An 18,231-nucleotide genomic window follows, 5' to 3' on the forward strand; every position below is an offset into this window, starting at 1 on the left:
GATCGAGCCCATCCGCCCAGGCTTTCCGGACGTCCGGCGTGGCTGAAACGTGCGGGCGCCGGCGCAAGCCGCCCCGTGCGAGCGAGGTCGAGCGAGGCTCTCTATCTTGCTACTGGGACGCGCCGCCGGAGACTTGGTCATGACGACATCGCTCTACGACATAACTGTCCCTGTGCTTTTGCGGGGCTTGGGCAATCTCGAGGCGGTGCTCGGGAAGGGCGAGGCCTTCGCAAGCGAGCAGGGGATTGCGCCCTCGGCCTTGCTGGAGGCTCGGCTCGCGCCGGACATGTATCCGCTCGTCGGACAGATCCAGCGGGCGAGCGACACCGCCAAGTTCGCCGCGGTTCGGCTCGGCGGGGTCGAGAACGTCCCGTTCGAGGACGCCGAAACCGACTTCGCCGATCTCTTCGCCCGCATCGCGAAGACGCGCGCTTTCCTTGAAGCTGCGCCGCGCGCCGCCTTCGAAGGCAAGGAAGACGCAGAGGTCGTGCTGAAGACGCCGTCGAGCGAGCGGCGTTTCCGGGGCGTCGACTACGCGCTCGGCTTCTTGCTGCCGAACTTCTTCTTCCACGTCACGACCGCCTACGACATTCTCCGCCACAAGGGCGTCCCGATCGGCAAGCTCGACTATCTCGGGCGCGACTGAACGCGCGCTTCAGCGCTCTGGAGACGTCTGCGGCGACGTCAGCCGCTCAAGAAGCTCGGCGCCGGAGAGGGCCGGCCGGTCCGGCTCATTCGGCAGGCCGGGGCAGTTGAGCGGCGTCGCGGCGGCGATGACGGAGCCGCTCATTTTCCGCCTTCGGCCGGAAGGATAGCGGCCCTGGTCGACGAAACGGACGCGGTATCGGCAGCCCGGCCGCAGCTTCTCCCAGAGCGCGTCGCGGTCCTCGTTCGCGATGGTGTCGATGCCGACTCCGAAGGCCATGCCGTCCGCGTCGACCACGCCCCGCAAGACAAGGTCGGGGGAGCCGTGCGTCTGTTTCGAGACCACGAGGATGGTGGCCGAGCGGGTCACCCACAGCTCCATGGCGAACCAGAGAACGGCGGAGCCGGCCGCGAGAGCTCCCGTCAGCTTGAGCGCTCGCTTCACCGATGGGCTCATCAGGGCGCCGCGCTCCTTGCGCGCTCAGATCAGGTCGGCCTCGATCCGCAGGATCATCTTGGCGCGATCGTCTTCGTGCACAAAGCCCAGCAGCGCGCCCGCGGCGGCGGCCCGAGCCCGCGGCTCCAGCGCGTCGTTCGACGTCTCGCCCACGGTCCAAAACGACAGCGCGCCGCGGAACGCGACGGCGAGCAGAACCGGCAGGGTCTTGAGCGCCGTGGCGCGCATATCCGGGGCGAGGCCCTCGCCGGACCCGAGCGCCTCCCTCCACAGCAAAGCGGACTGGGAGAACACGTCGCCGGGCGTCTCCGCGGGCGCGCCGATCGCGCCCATGACGGCGCGGTTCACGGCCGGCCGCTCCAGCATCACGGCCGTCGCGATTTCGACCGCCGCAAGGACGCGCGCTGCGGCCGCGTCAGGCGACGCCGTCTCTGAAAGCCGCAGCCGCATCGCTGCGATCCGGCGCTCCGAGAGCGCGAGCATGATCGCGCCCTTGGACCCGAACTGATTGAACGGCGTCGCGAAGCTCACCCCGGCTTCCTGCGCCAGCTCCCGCATCGAAAACGACGCGTCGCCTTGCGCCAGCAGCCGCTCGGCTGCGTCCAGCACGCGTTCTCTCGTCGGAAGCTTCGGCGGGCGGAGGGGGTTGTCGTCTGACATCCATTTTTTATATCATGATATAAGTTGGTTTCAATCACCCAGGCGAAGTCTCATGACCGAACGACAGACCGCAGGCTCCAAAACCTTTCTCATCACCGGGGTCAGCTCCGGGCTCGGCCGCGCATTTGCGGCCGGCGCGCTCGCGGCGGGCCATCGCGTCATCGGAACGGTGCGCCGCGCGGAGGACGCCAAAGCGTTCGGCGCGGCCGACGGCGCGTTCGCGCTTCAGCTCGACGTGACGGACTACGCCGCCGTTCCGGAAAAAGTCTCGGAAGCCGAGCGCGTCGCGGGACCGGTGGACGTGCTGGTCAACAACGCCGGCTACGGACAGGAGGGCGCTCTGGAGGAATCCTCGCTCGAGGATCTCCAGCGCCAGTTCGCCGCCAACGTCTTCGGGCCGGTGGCGATGATCAAGGCCGTGCTGCCCGGCATGCGCGCGCGCAGGCGCGGCCACATCGTCAACGTCACCTCCATGGGCGGTTTCGTGGGCGTTCCGGGCGTCGCCTACTACTGCGGCAGCAAGTTCGCCCTCGAAGGCGTCTCCGAGTCGCTCGGCAAGGAGGTGGCGGGCTTCGGGATCCACGTTACGGCGCTCGCTCCGGGCCAGTTCCGCACCGATTGGGCCGGCCGCTCGATGGACCGCGCGCCGCGCAGTCTCGCCGACTACGACGCCGTCATGGATCCGCTCCGCGCCGCGCGGCAGGCCAAGAGCGGAAATCAGCCGGGCGATCCGGAAAAGGCCGCGCAGGCGCTGCTCAGGCTGGTGGAGGCCGAGAACCCGCCGACGCGGCTGTTCCTCGGCGAAGACGCTCTCGCGCTCGTGGCGGGCAAGCTGGAGCAGCTCCGCGCAGAGATGGCCGCATGGGACGGCGTCTCGCGGTCCACCGCGTATTCGTCCTGATCGCGAAAAATCCATGGACCGATGTCGGATCCCGCGCTCCCGGTTCGTCTTCTCGACGACAGGCGGCGTTTTTTGCCGCCATGCAGGAGATGGAGACGGGACGATGCGCGTGATGGTTCTGGTGAAGGCGACCGCCGACAGCGAGAAGGGCTTCTTCCAGACGCCCGAGACCATGGCGATGATGGAGGCGATGGGCCGGTTCAACGACGAGCTTGAGGCCGCCGGCGTCCTGGTGACGGGCGACGGCCTGAAGCCGTCTTCGGAAGGAAAGCGCGTCGCCTTCGACGGCGCCGGCCGGATGGTGATCGACGGGCCGTTCGCCGAGACCAAGGAGCTGGTCGCCGGCTTCTGGATCTGGAACGTCGCCGACATGGACGAGGCGGTCGCCTGGGTGAAGCGCTGCCCCAATCCGATGCCGGGCCCGAGCGAGATCGAGATCCGCCCGTTCTACGAACTCTCCGATCTCATCGGCGACGGCGACGCGTCTTGAGCGGCCGCGTCGCCGTCGCGTTCGGCGTCTCAGCCCTCGACTTCTTTGGCCAGGGCCTCGAGGAGCAGGCGCGTGCCTTCTTCGCGGCCGGCGCCGTCGTCGGAGCCATCGAGATAGGCGCCCTGCTCGGTATGGACGAGCAGGGTGCTTTGGCCCGCGGCCGTCAGCTCGATGGTGGTGAGCGAAGCCGACATCGGCGCGCCGCCGAGCGTCATGCGGTAGCAGAACACGATGCGGGCGTCGGGAACGATGTCCTGATAGATCGTCTCGTTGGTGATCTCGGGCGACTGTCCGAACCGGAAGCGGGAGAATTCTCGGCCCCCGATGCGGAAGTCCGCCGCGTGCTCGAACACCTCGAACCCTTCGCCCTCGACGAGCCAGCGGCGCTTGGCGTCCGTGTCGGCGAAGGCGCGGAACACACGCGCAGGGCCCGCCTTGTAAAGGCGCTCGATCCGAAAGGTGCTGTGCACCGCGGGCTTCAGTTCTGTGCTTGCGTCAGTCATCGCCGTCGTCTCCCGTGGCGTCGGTTTCGGTGAGGAAAGCGGCCAGCCGGTCGAGCTTTCGCTCGGCCGGATGGCGACGCTCTTCGAGCCAGAGGGCGAGCGCGTCCATGCCGCCGGGCTCCAGCCGGCAGATGCGGACGCGTCCGACCTTCTCGCTCGCAATGACCCCTGAAGCCTCCAGCACCTGCAGATGCTGCATGATCGCGGCGAGCGACATGTCGAAAGGCTTGGCGAGCTCGCCCGCCGGAGCGGGAGAGCGGCCCAATCGCTCGACGATCGCCCGACGCGTCGGGTCGGCCAGCGCGCGAAGCAGGGCGTCGACGTCTTGATGCTTAAGCACGAGCTTAAGTTACAGCGCCGGGGTCGATAGTCAAGTGTGCGCTTAAGTGTTTTGGCTCGGGTTGTCGCGCTGGATCCCTCGTGGGATGTCCGGCGTCCGTCGACGCCCACGCAGGAGACGCTGAATGACCGCCGCCGTCCTGATCGCACGAAACGGTCCCGTGGAGCTGTGCACGCAGGCCTTCGGCGATCCGGACGCCCCGCCGGTCCTGCTCGTCATGGGCGCCGCCGCGTCGATGATGTGGTGGCCCGATCGCTTCTGCGAGGCGCTCGCCGAAGGGGGACGCCGCGTCATCCGCTTCGATCACCGCGACACCGGCGCGAGCACGACGAACCCGCCGGGACCCGCGGCCTACGCCGTCGAGGATCTCGCAGACGACGTCCTGGCCATCCTTGACGCCTATGGGCTGACGCGCGCGCATCTCGTCGGGATGTCGCTCGGCGCCTTCGTTTCGCAGCTGGTCGCGCTGCGCGATCCGGACAGGGTGTCCAGCCTCACATTGATCGCCGCCGAGCCGCTCGGCGGCGAAGATGCGCCCGGGCCGTCGATGAGCGAGGCGTTCCTTGCTCATTTCGCGACGCTGGACGACGTCGACTGGAGGGACGAAAGCGCCGTCGGCGCCTTTCTGGGACGCATCGCGGAACTGAGTTCCTCGCCGGCGCGCGGCGTCGACCGCGCCGTCACGGACGAGCGCATCGCGCGCGAATTCGCGCGGTCCCGAAATCTCAGGTCGGCGTTCAATCATGCGACCGTCGGCGGCGACTTCGACCATTGGGATCTCCGGGAGATCGCCGCGCCGACGCTCGTCATCCACGGGGCCCATGACCCGGTGCTGCCGCTCGCCAACGGAGAGGCGATCGGGCGGCGGATTCCGGGCGCCCGACTTCATGTCCTGCCGGACGCGGGCCATGAGCTCCATGGCGACGACCTCGACGTGATCGCCGCGCAGATCCTCGCGCACACCGCTTCAAATCGCCCGTCCGGCCGAGGCTGAGCCGGAACGTTCGTTCCGGTTCACGCGTTTGAGAGCACGGGCCGCAATTGCGTATCGGCCCATGACTGGGAGGTTCTCATGCTCTGGGCCATCGCACTGTTTCTCGTCATCGCCTGGGCGCTCGGCTTCGTGGTGTTCCACGTCGCCTCGTGGCTCATCCATCTGCTGCTGATCGTCGCCGTCGCGGTGGTGATTTTGCGTCTGGTCAGAGGCCAGCCGGCCGTCTAGACCCGGCTTCATGGCGAGCGTCACGATCCACGGCATCAAGAACTGCGACACGATGAAGAAGGCGCGCGCCTGGCTCGACGAGCACGGCGTCGCGTATTCCTTCCACGACTACAAGGTCGCCGGGATCGACGCCGCGACGCTGAAGCGCTGGGCCGGCGAGGTGGGCTGGGAGACGCTGCTCAACCGCGCCGGAACCACCTTCAAGAAGCTGCCCGACGACGAGAAGGCCGGGATCGACGAGGGCAGGGCGCTTGCGCTGATGCAGGCCCAGCCCTCGATGATCAAGCGGCCGGTGCTCGAGACGGGCGGCAAACTGATGGTCGGCTTCAAGCCGGACCTTTACGCCAAGGCGTTCGGCTGACCGAGATCAGCCGGGAATATCGCAGACGTCGATCCATTCCGCGCCGACCAGCTCCGCCATGCGGTGCGGCGAGACCCGCACGGAGCTCCGCGGCGAGCCCGCTGCGGGTATGACGACGTCGAAATCCTTCAGCGACACGTCGCAATAGACCGGAAGCGGCGCTGCGAGCCCGAAGGGCGACACGCCGCCGACCGGATGGCCCGTCAGCTGCGCGACCTCATCCACGCCAAGCATCCGCGGCTTGCCGCCAAGCGCTTCCCTGGCCTTGCGATTGTGGAGCCGCGCGTCGCCCCGCGTCACGAACAGCATGACGCGATCTCCGACCCGCAACGACAGCGTTTTGGCGATCTGCCCCGGCGCGCAGTCGTGCGCCGTCGCGGCTTCCGGCACAGTGGCGGTGCTCACTTCATGCTCGACGACCATGAGGTCGGGCGCATGCTCGGAGAGGAAGGCTCGGACGCTGTCGAGGCTCAAGGGGCGATCTCCTTCAACGCCATGCGCACATAGGTCTCGACCAGCGCGTCGCCTTCCTCGCGCGGAACCGAGATCGCGATCCGCATCGCCGCTTCCCCGAGCTGCATCACGAGGAAGGCGGAGCGTTCAAGCGCCTCGCGATCGGCGTCTGGCCGCACGCGCGCCATCGCTGCGGCGACCAGCGCTCCGTCAGCCCGGCTGTTCTCTTGCTCGAAGGCGCGCAGCGCCTTGTCGGCCTGCGTCGCAGACCAGACGTCGCGCATGACGGGCTCGGCGAGGAACAGGCCGTAATAGATCTCGACCAGCCGCCGGAACGCCTCGCGCAGCTCGTCCGTGGTCGAGACGCCTGAAAGCTCCGCCGCGATGCAGGCGCGCCCCTCCGCGCTGATGCGCTCCGCCAGCACGCGGATGATCGCCGTCTTGTCCGGAAAATACTGGTAGAGCGAGCCGATCGAAACGCCTGCGCGCTCGGCGACCTCCGCCATGCGCATGGCGTCGCTGCCCTTCTCCGAAATCAGCCCTCTGGCGGCGTCCAGCAGCTTTTCGACGCGCTCCAGCGCCCGCTTCTGGCTGGGCGCGCGGCGCAGGCTCGGGCCGGTTTCGACATCAGACATGAGGGTTACTCACATTTTGCTTGACACATAATATGAGTACTCGTCACATTCTCAAAATATGAGAGATACTCATATTAGGGAGAAGGTGATGACCGGGATCGAGTTCAAGGCGCGTGAGGCCAAGCCGACGCTGGTGGTGGGCGCGACGGGAAAGACCGGCAGGCGCGTGGTCGAACGGTTGGAGCGGGCGGGTCTGCCCGTGCGGCAGGGCTCGCGCGGCGCGGCGCCGGGCTTCGACTGGGAGCATGAGGCCGGCTGGGCGGCGGCGCTCGAGGGGACCGGGGCGGCTTATGTCGCCTACTATCCCGACCTCGCCGCGCCCGGCGCGGTGGAGAAGATCCGCGCCTTCACGAACGCGGCCCTTTCGGCGGGGGTGCGCCGCATCGTGCTGCTCTCGGGCCGCGGCGAGGAGGAGGCGCAGGCGGCGGAGCAGGTTTTGATCGGCTCGGGGGCCGATTGGACGATCCTGCGCTGCAGCTGGTTCGCCCAGAATTTCTCCGAAAGCTTCATGGGCGAGGGCGTCGCCGCCGGGGCGCTCGTGCTGCCGGCGGGCGCGGTTCCTGAACCCTTCGTCGATTGCGACGACATCGCAGACGTCGCCTTCGCTTCGCTGACCGAAGAGGGGCACGTGGGAATGCTCTACGAGCTGACGGGCCCGCGCGCGCTCACCTTCCGCGAGGCGGCCGCCGCCATCGCCGAAGCGCGGGGCGTGGCGCTCGATTACGTGGAGGTTCCGTTGGACGCCTATGCGGCCGAGATGCGCGCCCACGACGTGCCGGCCGAGATGATCGACCTCGTCGTCTATCTGTTCGGCACGGTTCTGGACGGCCGCAACGCCATGACGGCCGACGGCGTCGAGCAGGCGCTCGGCCGCAAGGGGACGGATTTCCGGACCTATGCGGCGCGTGTGGCTGCGGAAAGCGGGTGGGGCTGAGGCCGCTCAGCCCGCTCGCGTCGCCGCGTAGCGCTCGAAGCCGCGCGCGCGAAGCTCGCAAGCGGGACACTCGCCGCATCCAAAACCCCAGGCGTGGCGCTCGCCGCGGTCGCCGAGATAGCAGGTGTGGGTGTCTTCGACGATCAGTTCGACGAGCGGCCCGCCGCCAAGTCGCTCGGCGAGCGCCCAGGTCTCGGCCTTGTCGATCCGCATCAGCGGCGTGTCGATCTCGACCGCCCGGTCCATGCCGAGGGTGAGCGCCTTCGCCAGCGTCTGGATGGTTTCGTCGCGGCAGTCCGGATAGCCCGAATAGTCGGTCTCGCACATGCCGCCGACGAGGCGCGTCAGGCCGCGGCGATAGGCGAGCGCGGCGGCGAAGGTCAGAAAGACGATGTTGCGGCCGGGCACGAAGGTGTTGGGCAGCCCGGCCTCCGTCATCGCGATCTCGGCGTCGCGGGTGAGCGCGGTGTCGGAGATCTCGCCCAGAACCGAAAGGTCGATCGTGTGGTCCTCGCCCAGACGGTCGCGCCATTCGGGCTTCAGTTCGCAGAGCCCCTCGCGGAGCGTCTCCCGGCGCTCGAGCTCCACCCGGTGGCGCTGGCCGTAGTCGAAGCCAAGCGTCTCGACGCGGGAGAAGCGGTCGAGCGCCCAGGCGAGGCAGGTGGTCGAGTCCTGCCCGCCGGAAAAGAGAACGAGGGCGCTTTCCTGCGCGCTCACGCGGATTTCGCTCCCGGGCCGAAGTAGCTGCAGGCGTCGCCCTCGCTGTCGCGATAGACCGTGACCTTGTGGAGCCCCGGACAGACGCCCTCGACCTTGCGCCAGATCCAGACAGAGAGGTTCTCCAGCGTCGCGGGGCCGAGATCCGCGACCTCGTCGAGGAAGCGGTGGTCGAGCCCGTCCCGCGCTTCCGCGAGCGCGCGGGAAAACAGGCCGAGATCGACCAGCATTCCGGTTTCCGGATCGGGACGGCCGCGCAAGCTCACCTCGGCCCGATAGGAATGGCCGTGGATGCGGCGGCTCGGCTCCACGTCGATCGAACGGGTGAGCGTGTGGGCCGCCTCGAAGCGGAACTGTTTGGAAAGTTCATGCACGGGCGTCTATCAGGGCAGGCCGATGAGCTTGTGGGTCTGGAGGCTGAGCCGCCAGGGCGGATTGTCGAGGCAATAGGCGGCGGCCGCGGCGGTGTTCTGCTCGCGCGCCGCGCCGTCCATCGGCTGCAGGAAGAAGTGCCGGAAGTCGAGCCCCGCGAAGATTTCTGGGGCCAGGCCGTCCTGCGGATAGACGAGCTTGATCTCGTCGCCGCGAGCGAGCCTCAGCTCGGCTCCTGCCTTGGGGCTGACGCAGATCCAGTCGACGCCCGCGGGCGGCTCCTGCGTGCCGTTGGTCTCGATCGCGATCTCGAAGTTTTTCGCGTGGACCGCCTTAATCAGCGCATCGTCGAGCTGGAGCAGCGGCTCGCCGCCGGTGAAGACCACGTAGGCGCGGCCCGGCGCGCCGCCCCAGGTCCGCTCGATCGCCGCCGCGAGATCGTCGGCCGTCGTAAATTTTGCCCCGCCCGGACCGTCGGTTCCGACAAAGTCCGTGTCGCAGAAGCGGCAGACCGCGGTCTCGCGATCCTGCTCGCGGCCCGACCACAGATTGCAGCCCGCGAAACGGCAGAAAACGGCCGCGCGCCCGGTCTGCGCGCCTTCGCCCTGCAGCGTCTTGAAGAGTTCTTTGACCGCATACGCCATCGCGCGGCCAAAGACCCCCGGCGGGCCCGAAGGTCAAGCGGGAGGGAGGGCGCTTCTCCCTTCTCCGCTCATGGGAGAAGGTGTCCGGCGCGAAGCGTCGGGCGGATGAAGAGAGCGGGCGGCGCCATTCGGGGATGACGCGGAGGTTCATCCCGACCCTCTCCCGCAAGGCGAGAGGGGATCGGTCGGGTCGTCGCCTTCGCCTGTTTGGTCACTGCGTGATGATGATCCGCGCGTTCTGCATGCCGCGCTTCCTCACGAGATTGTAGAATGTGGCGGCGTTGCCCGGCGCGAGGCGCACGCAGCCATGACTCGCAGGCCGTCCGAGCGAGCGCACATAGCCGGTGCCGTGGATGGCGTAGCCGCCGCGGAAGAACACCGAATGCGGCATCGGCGACATGTCGTATTTCCGCGAATGCCACATCTTTTCAGTGCGGTACGGGCGGAAGATCCCGGTCGGCGTGACGTAGCCGCGGCGGGCGGTCGAGACCGGCCAGGAATAGGCCGTCGAGCCGTCGACCATGATGTCGGCGCGCTGGGCCGACAGGCTGATCTTGGCCACCACGCTCGCCTGCGCGAGCGACGGCGACAGGGCGAGCCCGAGCAGGCAAGCCAATGCGAACGCGACGCTTTTCATTGCTGGAGCCCCATGCGGTCCGCTCCCGCACGGCCGCGCCACAGTTGTGCCGCATATGTGGCGAGGTGTCGAATCACGTGTCTCGTGAGCGCAGGCGATGGCGTCGGGAGAGCCGCTCGGCTAGTTTCGAGCCGTTCCAACATCGGCCAGGCAGCGGATCCGCCTCATGGCTCTCCTCATTCTCGGACTGGCGCTGTTTCTTGGCGCGCATCTCGTAACCCGCGCGCGCGGCGTCCGCGCCGGGTTGATCGCGCGCTTCGGGGAGGGCGGCTACAAGGCCGCCTATTCGCTCGTCTCGCTCGCGGGTCTCGTCCTGATCGTCATCGGCTGGCAGGCTGCGCCTTACATCGAGATCTGGTCGCCCCCGGCCTGGACGCGGCACGTCGTCATTCTGCTGATGTGGCCGGTCTTCGTGCTGCTCGCGGCCTATCGCTTGCCGGGCCATATCCGCGCCCGGGCCAAGCATCCCATGCTCGCCGCGGTGAAGCTCTGGGCGACCGCCCATCTCATCGCCAACGGCGATCTCGCCAGCATGCTGCTGTTCGGCTCGTTCCTGGCCTGGGGCGTCGTCGCGCGCATCGGGCTGAAGCGGCAGGAGCGGGCGACGGGCGCGCCGCCGCGGCCGGCCTCGTGGCAGAACGACGTCATCGCGCTCGTCATCGGCACGGCGATCTACCTGCTGTTCGGCACGTTCCTGCACCCGCTGTTGATCGGCAGGCCGGCCTTCGCGATCTAGTCTCTCAGAGCATTGCGGCTCCGGGGCCGCGTCGATATGGTGCCGCGCGCCGCGGGACCGTCCGGCTCCGGGGTTTGACTGCTGTTCTGACGACCGAGTTCAATGGCCGACATCTTCCAAGAGGTCCAAGAAGACCTCCGACGCGACCGCCTCAAGGCGTTCTGGGACCGCTACGGAACCGCGATCGTCGTGGTGATGGTCGTCGTCGTGGCGGGCGTCGGCGGCTGGCGCGGCTGGCAATACTACGAGAATCAGCAGGCTGAGACCGCAGGCGACCGCTACGAGGCGGCCGCAGCCCTCGCCAAGGACGGCAAGACCGCCGAGGCGCGCGCCGCCTTCGCGGCGATCGCGGCCGATGGCCCCGCCGGCTACAGCGCCATCGCCAAGCTCCGCGAGGCCGACGAGGCCGCGAAGGACGACAAGGCCGGCGCGCTGAAGCTTTATCAGGCGATCGCGAACGACGCCGCGGCCGATGGCCAGCTGCGCGACGCGGCGCGGGTTCGCGGCGCCTTCTTGGCCGTCGACGCCGGCTCGCGCGACGACGTCAAGGCGCTGGCCGAGCCGCTCGCCGCGACCAACGGCGCCTGGTCGACGCTCGCCCGCGAGGCGATGGGCCTTGCGGCCTACAAGGCCGGCGACATGGCCGACGCCCGCCGACAGTTCGAGGCCGTGGTGGCCGATCCCGAGGCGCCCGGCGCGAGCCGCCAGCGCGCGGACCTGATGCTCGCCGTCCTGCCGGCGCCGGAAGCGGCCGGCAAGGACGCTTCCAAGCCCGTCAACTGAGTGTTTCGGCGCTTGCGCGCCGCATCGACCGGAGTTCGCCAAGCCGTGACCAGCCGCCTCGCCACAGTCGCCCGAGCCGCGCTTGCGCTCGCCGTCGTGGGCTCGCTTGCGGGCTGCGACACGCTTTCCAACATGAACCCCTTCAACGAGAAGGAGACGCCGCTGCAGGGCGATCGCCGCCCTGTCCCGCGCGTCGCCCCGCCGCCGCCCGACTCCGTGCCGCAGCCGCTCTCGGCGCTGCCGGCGCCGGGCGTCGCCAACCTCGCCTGATCGATCGCCCCGAGGCCATTCGGCCCCGGCGGCGACGTCGCCGGGAGGCCTTGAGCCCGTGAGCGAACCACAAGTCCAGATCGCGATCGTCGGCCGGCCGAACGTCGGCAAGTCGACGCTGTTCAACCGCCTCGTGGGCAAACGCCTGGCGCTGGTCGACGACCGGCCGGGCGTCACCCGCGACCGTCGCGAAGGCGAGGGGCGGCTCGGCGACCTCGTGTTCCGCATCGTCGACACCGCCGGCCTCGAGAACGCCGTCGGCGGCTCGCTCGAGGCCCGCATGCGCGAGCAGACCGAGGCCGCGATCGCCGAGGCCGACGTCGTGCTGTTCATGATCGACGGCCGCGCCGGCGTGACCGCCGACGACGAGCGCTTCGCCGAGGTGGTGAGGCGCTCCACCCGCCCGATCATCTTGCTCGCCAACAAGGCGGAGGGCCGAAAGGGCCTCGACGGCGCCTACGACGCCTATCGGCTCGGTCTCGGCGATCCGCTGCCGATCTCGTCCGAGCATGGCGAGGGATTGGGCGACCTTTACGACGCCCTCCAGCCGTTCTTTCCCGAACCCGTCGAGGACGAGGAGGAGGCCGAGGGCGACGACGCGCCGCTCCGGATCGCGATCGTCGGCCGGCCGAACGCCGGCAAGTCGACGCTGGTCAACCGCCTCGTCGGCTCCGACCGCATGCTGACCGGCCCCGAGGCCGGCATCACCCGCGACTCGGTCTCGGTCGACTGGGAGTGGCGGGGCCGCAAGGTCCGCCTCGTCGACACCGCCGGCATGCGCCGCAAGGCCAAGGTGGTCGACAAGCTCGAAAAGCTGTCGGTCGCCGACTCCATCCGGGCGATGAAGTTCGCCGAGGTGGTGGTGCTTCTCCTCGACGCCACCGTGCCGTTCGAGAAGCAGGATCTGTCGATCGCAGACCTCGTCGAGCGCGAGGGCAGGGCGCTCGTCATCGGTCTCAACAAATGGGATCTGATCGACGACCGCAAGGTGGGCTTCGAGCATGCGCGCGAGCGGCTCGACCGCCTGCTGCCGCAGATCAAGGGCGCGGAGCTCGCGCCGCTGTCGGGCGAGACCGGCGAAGGCGTCGACAAGCTGATGGCCTCAGTCGTGAAGGCCCACGAGGTCTGGAACCGCCGCATCCCCACCGCCGCGCTCAATCGCTGGCTCGAGGAGACGCTGCAGCGCCATCCGCCGCCCGCGGTCTCGGGCAAGCGCATCAAGCTGCGCTACATGACCCAGGCGAAGGCGCGGCCGCCGAGCTTCGTGCTGTTCGGCACGCGCACGAGCGAACTGCCGACCTCCTACACGCGCTACCTCATCAACGGGCTGAGGGAAGCCTTCGACCTTCCAGGCGCCCCCATCCGTCTGAGCTTCCGCTCGGCAGAAAACCCTTACGCGAAAAGCTGACGCGCCATGCACGCGGCGGGCCGTCGACCGGCTCGCTTCGGCAAGCGATGATCGAGCGACCAAATCCGAGGCGCAGCCGCGGAGAGTCGCACGGTCGCGCCGGTCGGGGGGCGAGGCCTGCGACAGCTGAAGCGTGTCCCGTGAAAGGTCCGTTCAGGTCGATGACGTCGAAGTGTCTCATCGCGGGAGCCGTCGGGGCGCTGGTTTTTGAAGCGGCCCTCTTGCCGGGGACCGCAGGCGCGGCCGCCGCCGAGCGCTCCGACGTCTGCTTCGACGAGGGGATCCTGAAAAAGGGGTCCAGGATGGACTACGACATGAAGGTGTCGGGCGACGGCGCGACGCCGCCGAGGCGCATCTCGATCGAAGTTGGCGGCGTGAAGACGTTCAACGGGAACGAGGCTGTCGAGACCAGGGCTAAGTTCTTCGACGACGCGGGCAAGCCCGCAGGCGTCAACCGCACCTACGCGGCCAAAGCCAAGAACTATCTGGTGACCTACGGCCTCGAAAGCGAGGGCGTGACGCAGTTCGTCGAGCCCGCCCAGCGCCTTCCGATCAATCTGAAGAAAGGCAAATCCTTCAAGCAGACCTTCCAGAACCGCAACGTCTACGGCGATGGGCGTGAAGAGGTCACCAAGACGAACGAGAAGTACACATTCAACGGGTTTGAAGAGAAGAAATTCGCGGTCGGCCGCTACAAGGCCTGCGTGATGTCGATCCGCGCGACGGCGAAGAACGCGGTCGGAACCTATCTCACGAACCGGACCGACTGGATCGCGGCCGAGGGCCCGTATCGCGGCCTCACGCTGCGCAGCAAGATCTCCGCGACCTATTCGGCCGGCTTCTCGATCAATCAGGCGCTCGAGGTCACCAAAGTGTGGACCTTCAAGCTGAAGTGACGCCCTGCTGGTGAACGCGTGGCAACGGGCCGGCTCTGTTGCGCCGACGTGACATTCGCTCGCTCACCTTCTGATTTTCTTGCCGTCGCATGCGGGACGGCGTCTTCTCTTGTTGCCGCCCGCCACGCGCTGGCGGAAGCTCTCGACGCTATCTTGGGTAGCAGTCGCCCGGCGGCTCGCGCGGGCGGCTTCCGTCGCGCGCTGGGGGGGCACGTCATGGCAGGGCATTGACGATCGATCGTCGCGGGCGCCGTCGCGATCGGAGCGGCGACCGTTGGTCAGGCGCAGGCCGCGGACTCCGCGGCGTGCTTCAATCCCGGGCTCTATAAGAAGGGCGCGTTTCTCGACTTCGACTCCACCATTTCTGCGCTCGGGCGCAAGAGCGAGCAGCGCGAGCGCGTCGAAGTGAAAGGCGTCGAAGACTTCGAAGGCGTCGCGACCACGCTCATCAAGAACACCTTTGAAGACGAGTTCGGGAAATTCGTCTCGAACACATATGTGAGGGTCACGAAGTCTGCGCTCGTGTTCTACGGATACGCGAACGGGAGTAGCCGGACGGTGGTTACGCCTCCTTCCAAGACTCCGACGAACCTTGAAGAAGGAGAGACGTTCAAGCAGACGGTCACTTACAAGACCTTCTTTGGAAACGGCAGCACGGCCGGCAGCAAGTGGAAGAGCGCGATCACCTTCCTTGGGATCGAAACGATCAAGACCCCGCTCGGAAAGTTCGCCGCCTGCAAATTCGAGACGAAGTCGTCCTCCAAGATCACCGACGTGTCCGCGGCCGACGCGTCCGTCGAAACGAGCTGGGTCGCAGCCGAGGGACCTTATCGAGGGTTCGGGCTCAAGTCCGTGTCCGGAAAACCGGCGACGACCTACGAGGTCGTCAAGATCCGAGAATTCGACGTGAAATGACGAAGCTTTGCGCCGGCGGGGGCCGCGCGTCGACTGTAGGGGTCGGAGACAGTGAAGAGCATCGCAATTCTGGGCGCGTTCGGCGCAGCGTGTCTGTGCGCCACGACGGCCTTTGCGGGCGAGGTCGAGAGCGCGGCGGTGAAGACCTTCGGGTCCTGCCTGAACGACGGCGTCTACAAGACGAGCGCGTTCATCGACTATCAGGTGCGGCGTTCCGGCGACGGCGCCGGTGAGAGGCGGTTCGTTTGGGAGGCGGGGAAAGCGAAGAGGTTCGCAGGGGTCGACGCCGTCGAGATCAAGCTCCAGATCGGTTCGGAGACGGGCTTCGAATATTACGTCGCGACGAAAAGCGATCTCACCCGGTATGGGGGGAAGAGCGGGTCGCAGACCCTTAGCTATGACCCCGGCGAGAGGTTTCCCGGAGACCTGAAGTCCGACGCGACTTATGCTCAGACCTCCGACGTCACCGTCACTCAGGGCGGAAGGTCGCAGACGGGCGTCTCGAAGCGGACGCTGACGTTCGACGGCGTCGAAACCGTCCGCACGCCGTTCGGAAGCTACAAGGCCTGCAAGCTGACGGAAAAGTCGGTCGTCACGCCCAAGGGCTCGTCCCAGGTCGTCTCGACGCGCACGGAGATCGAGTGGTTCGCGGCCGAGGGGCCCTATCAGGGCTTCCGGCTGAGGGTGAAGCAGTTCGGCCGGGACTTCGGCGGGAACTTCAACTTCACCTACGACGTCCTCAAGATCTTCAAATACAAGGTGAAGTGACCCCCCCGGGCCGGTACGCCGCGCGCTCAGTCCGGCGCGCGGAAATCCATCATGCGATCGGACGGGAAATCATAGAACCGTCCGGTCTCGGTCCAGTCCGGACCGCAGAGCGCGACGATTTTCGGCGCGATGTCGGCCGGCGTCTTCAGGGTCGACTGGTCCTCGCCCGGCATCGCCTTCTTGCGCATGGCGGTGGCGAGCGGCCCCGGATTGACGAGCGTCACGCGCACGGGCGTGTGGTTCATCGTTTCGGCCGCATAGGCGCGGACGAGCGCCTCGAGGCCCGCCTTCGTGGCGGCGTAGAGGCCCCAATAGGCGCGCGCCTTGTGGGAGGCTCCGGAGGTCAGAAAGACCGCCCGGCCGGCGTCGGAGGCCCGCAGCAGCGGGTCGAGCGAGCGGATCAGCCGCCAGTTGGCCGTGAGGTTGACCGCGAGCGTCTTGTCCCAGTCCTTCGGCTCGATATGGCCGAGCGGCGAGATCCCGCCCAGCAGCCCGGCGTTGCCCACCAGGATGTCGAGCTTGCCGTGGCGCTCATGGAGCGCGGCCCCCAGACGATCGATCGCGCCGAAGTCGGTCAGGTCGAGCGGGACGAGCGTCGCCGAGCCGCCGGCCTTGCGGATGTCGTCGTCGAGATCCTCGAGCCCTCCTTGCGTCCGGCCGATCGCGACCACATGAGCGCCGGCGCTCGCGAGCGCGAGCGCCGTCGCATAGCCGATCCCGCGCGTGGCGCCGGTGACGACCGCGATCCGGCCGGTGAGGGAGGGGGGAGTGGTCAAGAGGCGCTCGGCTGTTCTTCCCTTCTCCTTTTGCGGGAGAAGGTGACCGGCGCCCGAGGCGGCGGTCGGGTGAGGGGTGACGGCGGCGCCATATCTGGAAAAGGCGCCGCCGTCACCCCTCACCCTTACCCTCCCCTACAAGGGGAGAGGGGAGTGACAGACGTCGCGTTCAAAAACGTGATCAGCTCGCTTCGGCGATCAGCGAGAGCTGGCGCGGCGTCTCGCCCGCGAGATCGGTGAGCGGGGTCGGATAGTCGCCCGTGAAGCAGTGGTCGGTGAACTCGGGCAAGTTCTTGTCGCGGCCCTCATAGCCCATCGCGCGGTAGAGCCCGTCGACCGAGAGGAAGGCGAGGCTGTCGGCGCCGATGAACTGGCGCATTTCCTCGAGCGTGTGGGTCGCGGCGAGCAGCTTTTCGCGCTCGGGCGTGTCGATGCCGTAAAAGTCCGAATGGGTGATCGGCGGGCAGGCGAGGCGGAAGTGCACCTCTTTCGCGCCGGCGTCGCGCATCATCTTGACGATCTTGAGCGAGGTCGTCCCGCGCACCAGGCTGTCGTCGACGAGCACGATGCGCTTGCCCGCGATCTGGCTGCGGTTCGCCGAATGCTTCATGCGCACGCCGAGCTCGCGCACGCCCTGGGTCGGCTGAATGAAGGTGCGGCCGACATAGTGGTTGCGGATGATGCCGAGCTCGAACGGGATGCCGCTCTCGCGGCTGAAGCCGATGGCCGCCGGCACGCCCGAATCCGGGATCGGCACGATGACGTCGGCTTCGGGCGCGCTTTCGCGGGCGAGTTCGACGCCCATGTTCTTGCGAACCTCGTAGACCGACTGGCCCTGAACGACCGAGTCGGGCCGTGCGAAATACACGAACTCGAAGATGCAGGGCCGCATCCGCTGCGGCGGGAACGGCTTCAGCGACTGGATGCCGTCCTCCGAGATGATCACCACCTCGCCGTTTTCGATGTCGCGAACGTATTTCGCGCCGATGATGTCGAGCGCGCAGGTCTCGGAGGTGAGGATGTGGCAGCCGTCGAGCTCGCCCAGGATCAGAGGGCGGATGCCGAGCGGGTCGCGGGCGCCGATCAGCTTTTTCGGCGTCAGGGCGACGAGCGCATATGCGCCCTCGATCTCGCGCAGCGCGTTGACGAAACGGTCGATGATGCGCGGACGGCGCGACTGCGCCACGAGGTGGAGGATCACCTCGGTGTCCGAGGTCGACTGGCAGATCGCGCCGGCGCGGACGAGCTCTCGGCGCAGCGTCAGCGCGTTGGTGAGGTTGCCGTTGTGCGCGACAGCCATGCCGCCGGCGTCGAGCTCGGCGAACAGCGGCTGAACGTTGCGGAGGATCGTCTCGCCGGTCGTCGAATAACGATTGTGCCCGATCGCGGATCGTCCGGGCAGGCGCGCGATGACGCGGGCGTCGGAGAAGTGGTCGCCGACGAGCCCGAGCCGGCGCTCGGCGTGGAAGCGATGCTTGTCGCGGGAGACGATGCCCGCAGCCTCCTGGCCGCGGTGCTGGAGCGCGTGGAGGCCGAGCGCGGTGAGCGCCGCGGCGTCCGGGTGTCCGTAAACGCCGAACACCCCGCACTCCTCGTGCAGGCGATCTGCGTCGAGGTCGAGGGTGGTGAGGGCGTCGTCGTCGGAATCGATCATCTCGTCCAACTCCCGCAAAGTCGGAAACTGGTGAACTCCGCCCGGATTCGGACG

At 67.8% G+C, this 18,231-nt stretch carries 26 protein-coding genes; 14 read left to right on the forward strand and 12 right to left on the reverse strand.

Annotated elements, in window-relative coordinates:
• Positions 1–139 precede the first annotated feature (139 nt).
• The gene (locus ACFOWB_RS13670) at positions 140–646 is read left to right on the forward strand and encodes a DUF1993 domain-containing protein (RefSeq protein WP_378147832.1); all 507 of its coding nucleotides are present in this window, start codon (positions 140–142) and stop codon (positions 644–646) included.
• A 9-nt stretch (positions 647–655) separates the two neighbouring features.
• On the opposite strand, the gene ACFOWB_RS13675 is transcribed toward ACFOWB_RS13670, so the two are convergent.
• Complete coding sequence (locus ACFOWB_RS13675) at positions 656–1,102, reverse strand: hypothetical protein (protein ID WP_261402764.1); 447 nt, start codon at positions 1,100–1,102, stop codon at positions 656–658.
• Positions 1,103–1,126: 24 nt separating this feature from the next.
• Positions 1,127–1,711 carry a TetR/AcrR family transcriptional regulator gene (locus ACFOWB_RS13680; protein ID WP_261402765.1) on the reverse strand — a complete coding sequence of 195 codons (585 nt, stop codon included), beginning with the start codon at positions 1,709–1,711 and terminating at the stop codon, positions 1,127–1,129.
• Between the two features lie 103 nt (positions 1,712–1,814).
• On the opposite strand from ACFOWB_RS13680, the gene ACFOWB_RS13685 reads away from it, so the two are divergent.
• The gene (locus ACFOWB_RS13685; protein ID WP_261402766.1) at positions 1,815–2,663 is read left to right on the forward strand and encodes an oxidoreductase; all 849 of its coding nucleotides are present in this window, start codon (positions 1,815–1,817) and stop codon (positions 2,661–2,663) included.
• 103 nt (positions 2,664–2,766) lie between these two features.
• Positions 2,767–3,153, forward strand: a complete 387-nt coding sequence (locus ACFOWB_RS13690) for a YciI family protein (RefSeq protein WP_261402767.1) — start codon at positions 2,767–2,769, stop codon at positions 3,151–3,153.
• Between the two features lie 29 nt (positions 3,154–3,182).
• On the opposite strand, the gene ACFOWB_RS13695 is transcribed toward ACFOWB_RS13690, so the two are convergent.
• Together ACFOWB_RS13695 and ACFOWB_RS13700 are read right to left on the reverse strand one after the other, a co-directional pair.
• Positions 3,183–3,656 (reverse strand): SRPBCC family protein, encoded by a 474-nt coding sequence (locus ACFOWB_RS13695; RefSeq protein ID WP_261402768.1) that lies wholly within the window; start codon positions 3,654–3,656, stop codon positions 3,183–3,185.
• Positions 3,649–3,996, reverse strand: a complete 348-nt coding sequence (locus ACFOWB_RS13700; protein WP_261402769.1) for an ArsR/SmtB family transcription factor — start codon at positions 3,994–3,996, stop codon at positions 3,649–3,651. Before ACFOWB_RS13700 ends, ACFOWB_RS13695 begins: the two co-directional genes overlap by 8 nt.
• A gap of 124 nt (positions 3,997–4,120) precedes the next feature.
• Between ACFOWB_RS13700 and ACFOWB_RS13705 the strand changes: the two genes are divergently transcribed.
• The 3 genes from ACFOWB_RS13705 to ACFOWB_RS13715 all read left to right on the forward strand — a co-directional run bounded on the left by ACFOWB_RS13705 (position 4,121) and on the right by ACFOWB_RS13715 (position 5,579).
• Positions 4,121–4,990, forward strand: a complete 870-nt coding sequence (locus ACFOWB_RS13705; RefSeq protein ID WP_261402770.1) for an alpha/beta fold hydrolase — start codon at positions 4,121–4,123, stop codon at positions 4,988–4,990.
• Positions 4,991–5,068: 78 nt separating this feature from the next.
• Positions 5,069–5,218, forward strand: coding sequence for a lmo0937 family membrane protein (locus ACFOWB_RS13710; RefSeq protein ID WP_261402771.1), 150 nt, complete (start codon positions 5,069–5,071; stop codon positions 5,216–5,218).
• A 10-nt stretch (positions 5,219–5,228) separates the two neighbouring features.
• Complete coding sequence (locus tag ACFOWB_RS13715) at positions 5,229–5,579, forward strand: ArsC family reductase (RefSeq protein ID WP_378147836.1); 351 nt, start codon at positions 5,229–5,231, stop codon at positions 5,577–5,579.
• Positions 5,580–5,585: 6 nt separating this feature from the next.
• Here the strand turns inward: ACFOWB_RS13715 and ACFOWB_RS13720 are convergent, their stop codons facing one another.
• Both ACFOWB_RS13720 and ACFOWB_RS13725 read right to left on the reverse strand, forming a co-directional pair.
• On the reverse strand, positions 5,586–6,053 hold the full coding sequence (locus tag ACFOWB_RS13720; RefSeq protein WP_378147838.1) for a YbaK/EbsC family protein: 468 nt from the start codon (positions 6,051–6,053) through the stop codon (positions 5,586–5,588).
• Positions 6,050–6,667: a TetR family transcriptional regulator gene (locus ACFOWB_RS13725; protein WP_378147840.1), complete on the reverse strand. Its 618-nt coding sequence runs from the start codon at positions 6,665–6,667 to the stop codon at positions 6,050–6,052. Before ACFOWB_RS13725 ends, ACFOWB_RS13720 begins: the two co-directional genes overlap by 4 nt.
• 88 nt (positions 6,668–6,755) lie before the next feature.
• Between ACFOWB_RS13725 and ACFOWB_RS13730 the strand changes: the two genes are divergently transcribed.
• On the forward strand, positions 6,756–7,601 hold the full coding sequence (locus ACFOWB_RS13730) for an NAD(P)H-binding protein (protein ID WP_378147842.1): 846 nt from the start codon (positions 6,756–6,758) through the stop codon (positions 7,599–7,601).
• A 6-nt stretch (positions 7,602–7,607) separates the two neighbouring features.
• On the opposite strand, the gene queC is transcribed toward ACFOWB_RS13730, so the two are convergent.
• From queC to ACFOWB_RS13750, 4 genes are all read right to left on the reverse strand, one after another.
• Positions 7,608–8,318 carry a 7-cyano-7-deazaguanine synthase QueC gene (queC, locus tag ACFOWB_RS13735; protein WP_378147844.1) on the reverse strand — a complete coding sequence of 237 codons (711 nt, stop codon included), beginning with the start codon at positions 8,316–8,318 and terminating at the stop codon, positions 7,608–7,610.
• The gene (locus ACFOWB_RS13740) at positions 8,315–8,692 is read right to left on the reverse strand and encodes a 6-pyruvoyl trahydropterin synthase family protein (RefSeq protein ID WP_378147846.1); all 378 of its coding nucleotides are present in this window, start codon (positions 8,690–8,692) and stop codon (positions 8,315–8,317) included. The genes queC and ACFOWB_RS13740 overlap by 4 nt, the downstream gene beginning before the upstream one ends.
• A 9-nt stretch (positions 8,693–8,701) precedes the next feature.
• Positions 8,702–9,334 carry a 7-carboxy-7-deazaguanine synthase gene (gene queE / locus ACFOWB_RS13745; RefSeq protein ID WP_378147848.1) on the reverse strand — a complete coding sequence of 211 codons (633 nt, stop codon included), beginning with the start codon at positions 9,332–9,334 and terminating at the stop codon, positions 8,702–8,704.
• A 211-nt stretch (positions 9,335–9,545) separates the two neighbouring features.
• Entirely contained in the window at positions 9,546–9,971 is a 426-nt protein-coding gene (locus tag ACFOWB_RS13750; RefSeq protein WP_261402772.1) for a L,D-transpeptidase, read from the reverse strand.
• A 166-nt stretch (positions 9,972–10,137) separates the two neighbouring features.
• Here ACFOWB_RS13750 and ACFOWB_RS13755 point away from each other — a divergent pair, with 166 nt between their 5' ends.
• The 7 genes from ACFOWB_RS13755 to ACFOWB_RS13785 all read left to right on the forward strand — a co-directional run bounded on the left by ACFOWB_RS13755 (position 10,138) and on the right by ACFOWB_RS13785 (position 15,747).
• The gene (locus ACFOWB_RS13755) at positions 10,138–10,707 is read left to right on the forward strand and encodes an NnrU family protein (RefSeq protein WP_378147851.1); all 570 of its coding nucleotides are present in this window, start codon (positions 10,138–10,140) and stop codon (positions 10,705–10,707) included.
• A gap of 102 nt (positions 10,708–10,809) precedes the next feature.
• Complete coding sequence (locus tag ACFOWB_RS13760; RefSeq protein ID WP_378147852.1) at positions 10,810–11,490, forward strand: tetratricopeptide repeat protein; 681 nt, start codon at positions 10,810–10,812, stop codon at positions 11,488–11,490.
• 45 nt (positions 11,491–11,535) lie between these two features.
• Positions 11,536–11,760 (forward strand): hypothetical protein, encoded by a 225-nt coding sequence (locus tag ACFOWB_RS13765; protein ID WP_378147854.1) that lies wholly within the window; start codon positions 11,536–11,538, stop codon positions 11,758–11,760.
• 58 nt (positions 11,761–11,818) lie between these two features.
• Positions 11,819–13,168, forward strand: coding sequence for a ribosome biogenesis GTPase Der (gene der, locus ACFOWB_RS13770; RefSeq protein WP_378147856.1), 1,350 nt, complete (start codon positions 11,819–11,821; stop codon positions 13,166–13,168).
• Between the two features lie 221 nt (positions 13,169–13,389).
• Positions 13,390–14,064, forward strand: a complete 675-nt coding sequence (locus tag ACFOWB_RS13775) for a hypothetical protein (RefSeq protein ID WP_261402774.1) — start codon at positions 13,390–13,392, stop codon at positions 14,062–14,064.
• A 405-nt stretch (positions 14,065–14,469) separates the two neighbouring features.
• Positions 14,470–14,979, forward strand: a complete 510-nt coding sequence (locus ACFOWB_RS13780) for a hypothetical protein (RefSeq protein ID WP_261402775.1) — start codon at positions 14,470–14,472, stop codon at positions 14,977–14,979.
• 51 nt (positions 14,980–15,030) lie between these two features.
• Complete coding sequence (locus ACFOWB_RS13785) at positions 15,031–15,747, forward strand: hypothetical protein (protein WP_261402776.1); 717 nt, start codon at positions 15,031–15,033, stop codon at positions 15,745–15,747.
• A gap of 26 nt (positions 15,748–15,773) precedes the next feature.
• Here the strand turns inward: ACFOWB_RS13785 and ACFOWB_RS13790 are convergent, their stop codons facing one another.
• Positions 15,774–16,523 carry an SDR family NAD(P)-dependent oxidoreductase gene (locus ACFOWB_RS13790; protein WP_261402777.1) on the reverse strand — a complete coding sequence of 250 codons (750 nt, stop codon included), beginning with the start codon at positions 16,521–16,523 and terminating at the stop codon, positions 15,774–15,776.
• A gap of 181 nt (positions 16,524–16,704) precedes the next feature.
• The gene (gene purF, locus ACFOWB_RS13795; RefSeq protein ID WP_261402778.1) at positions 16,705–18,177 is read right to left on the reverse strand and encodes an amidophosphoribosyltransferase; all 1,473 of its coding nucleotides are present in this window, start codon (positions 18,175–18,177) and stop codon (positions 16,705–16,707) included.
• Positions 18,178–18,231 lie beyond the last annotated feature (54 nt).

The organism is Chenggangzhangella methanolivorans (assembly GCF_042648545.1).
GTDB classification, from domain to species: Bacteria; Pseudomonadota; Alphaproteobacteria; order Rhizobiales; family Methylopilaceae; genus Methylopila; species Methylopila methanolivorans.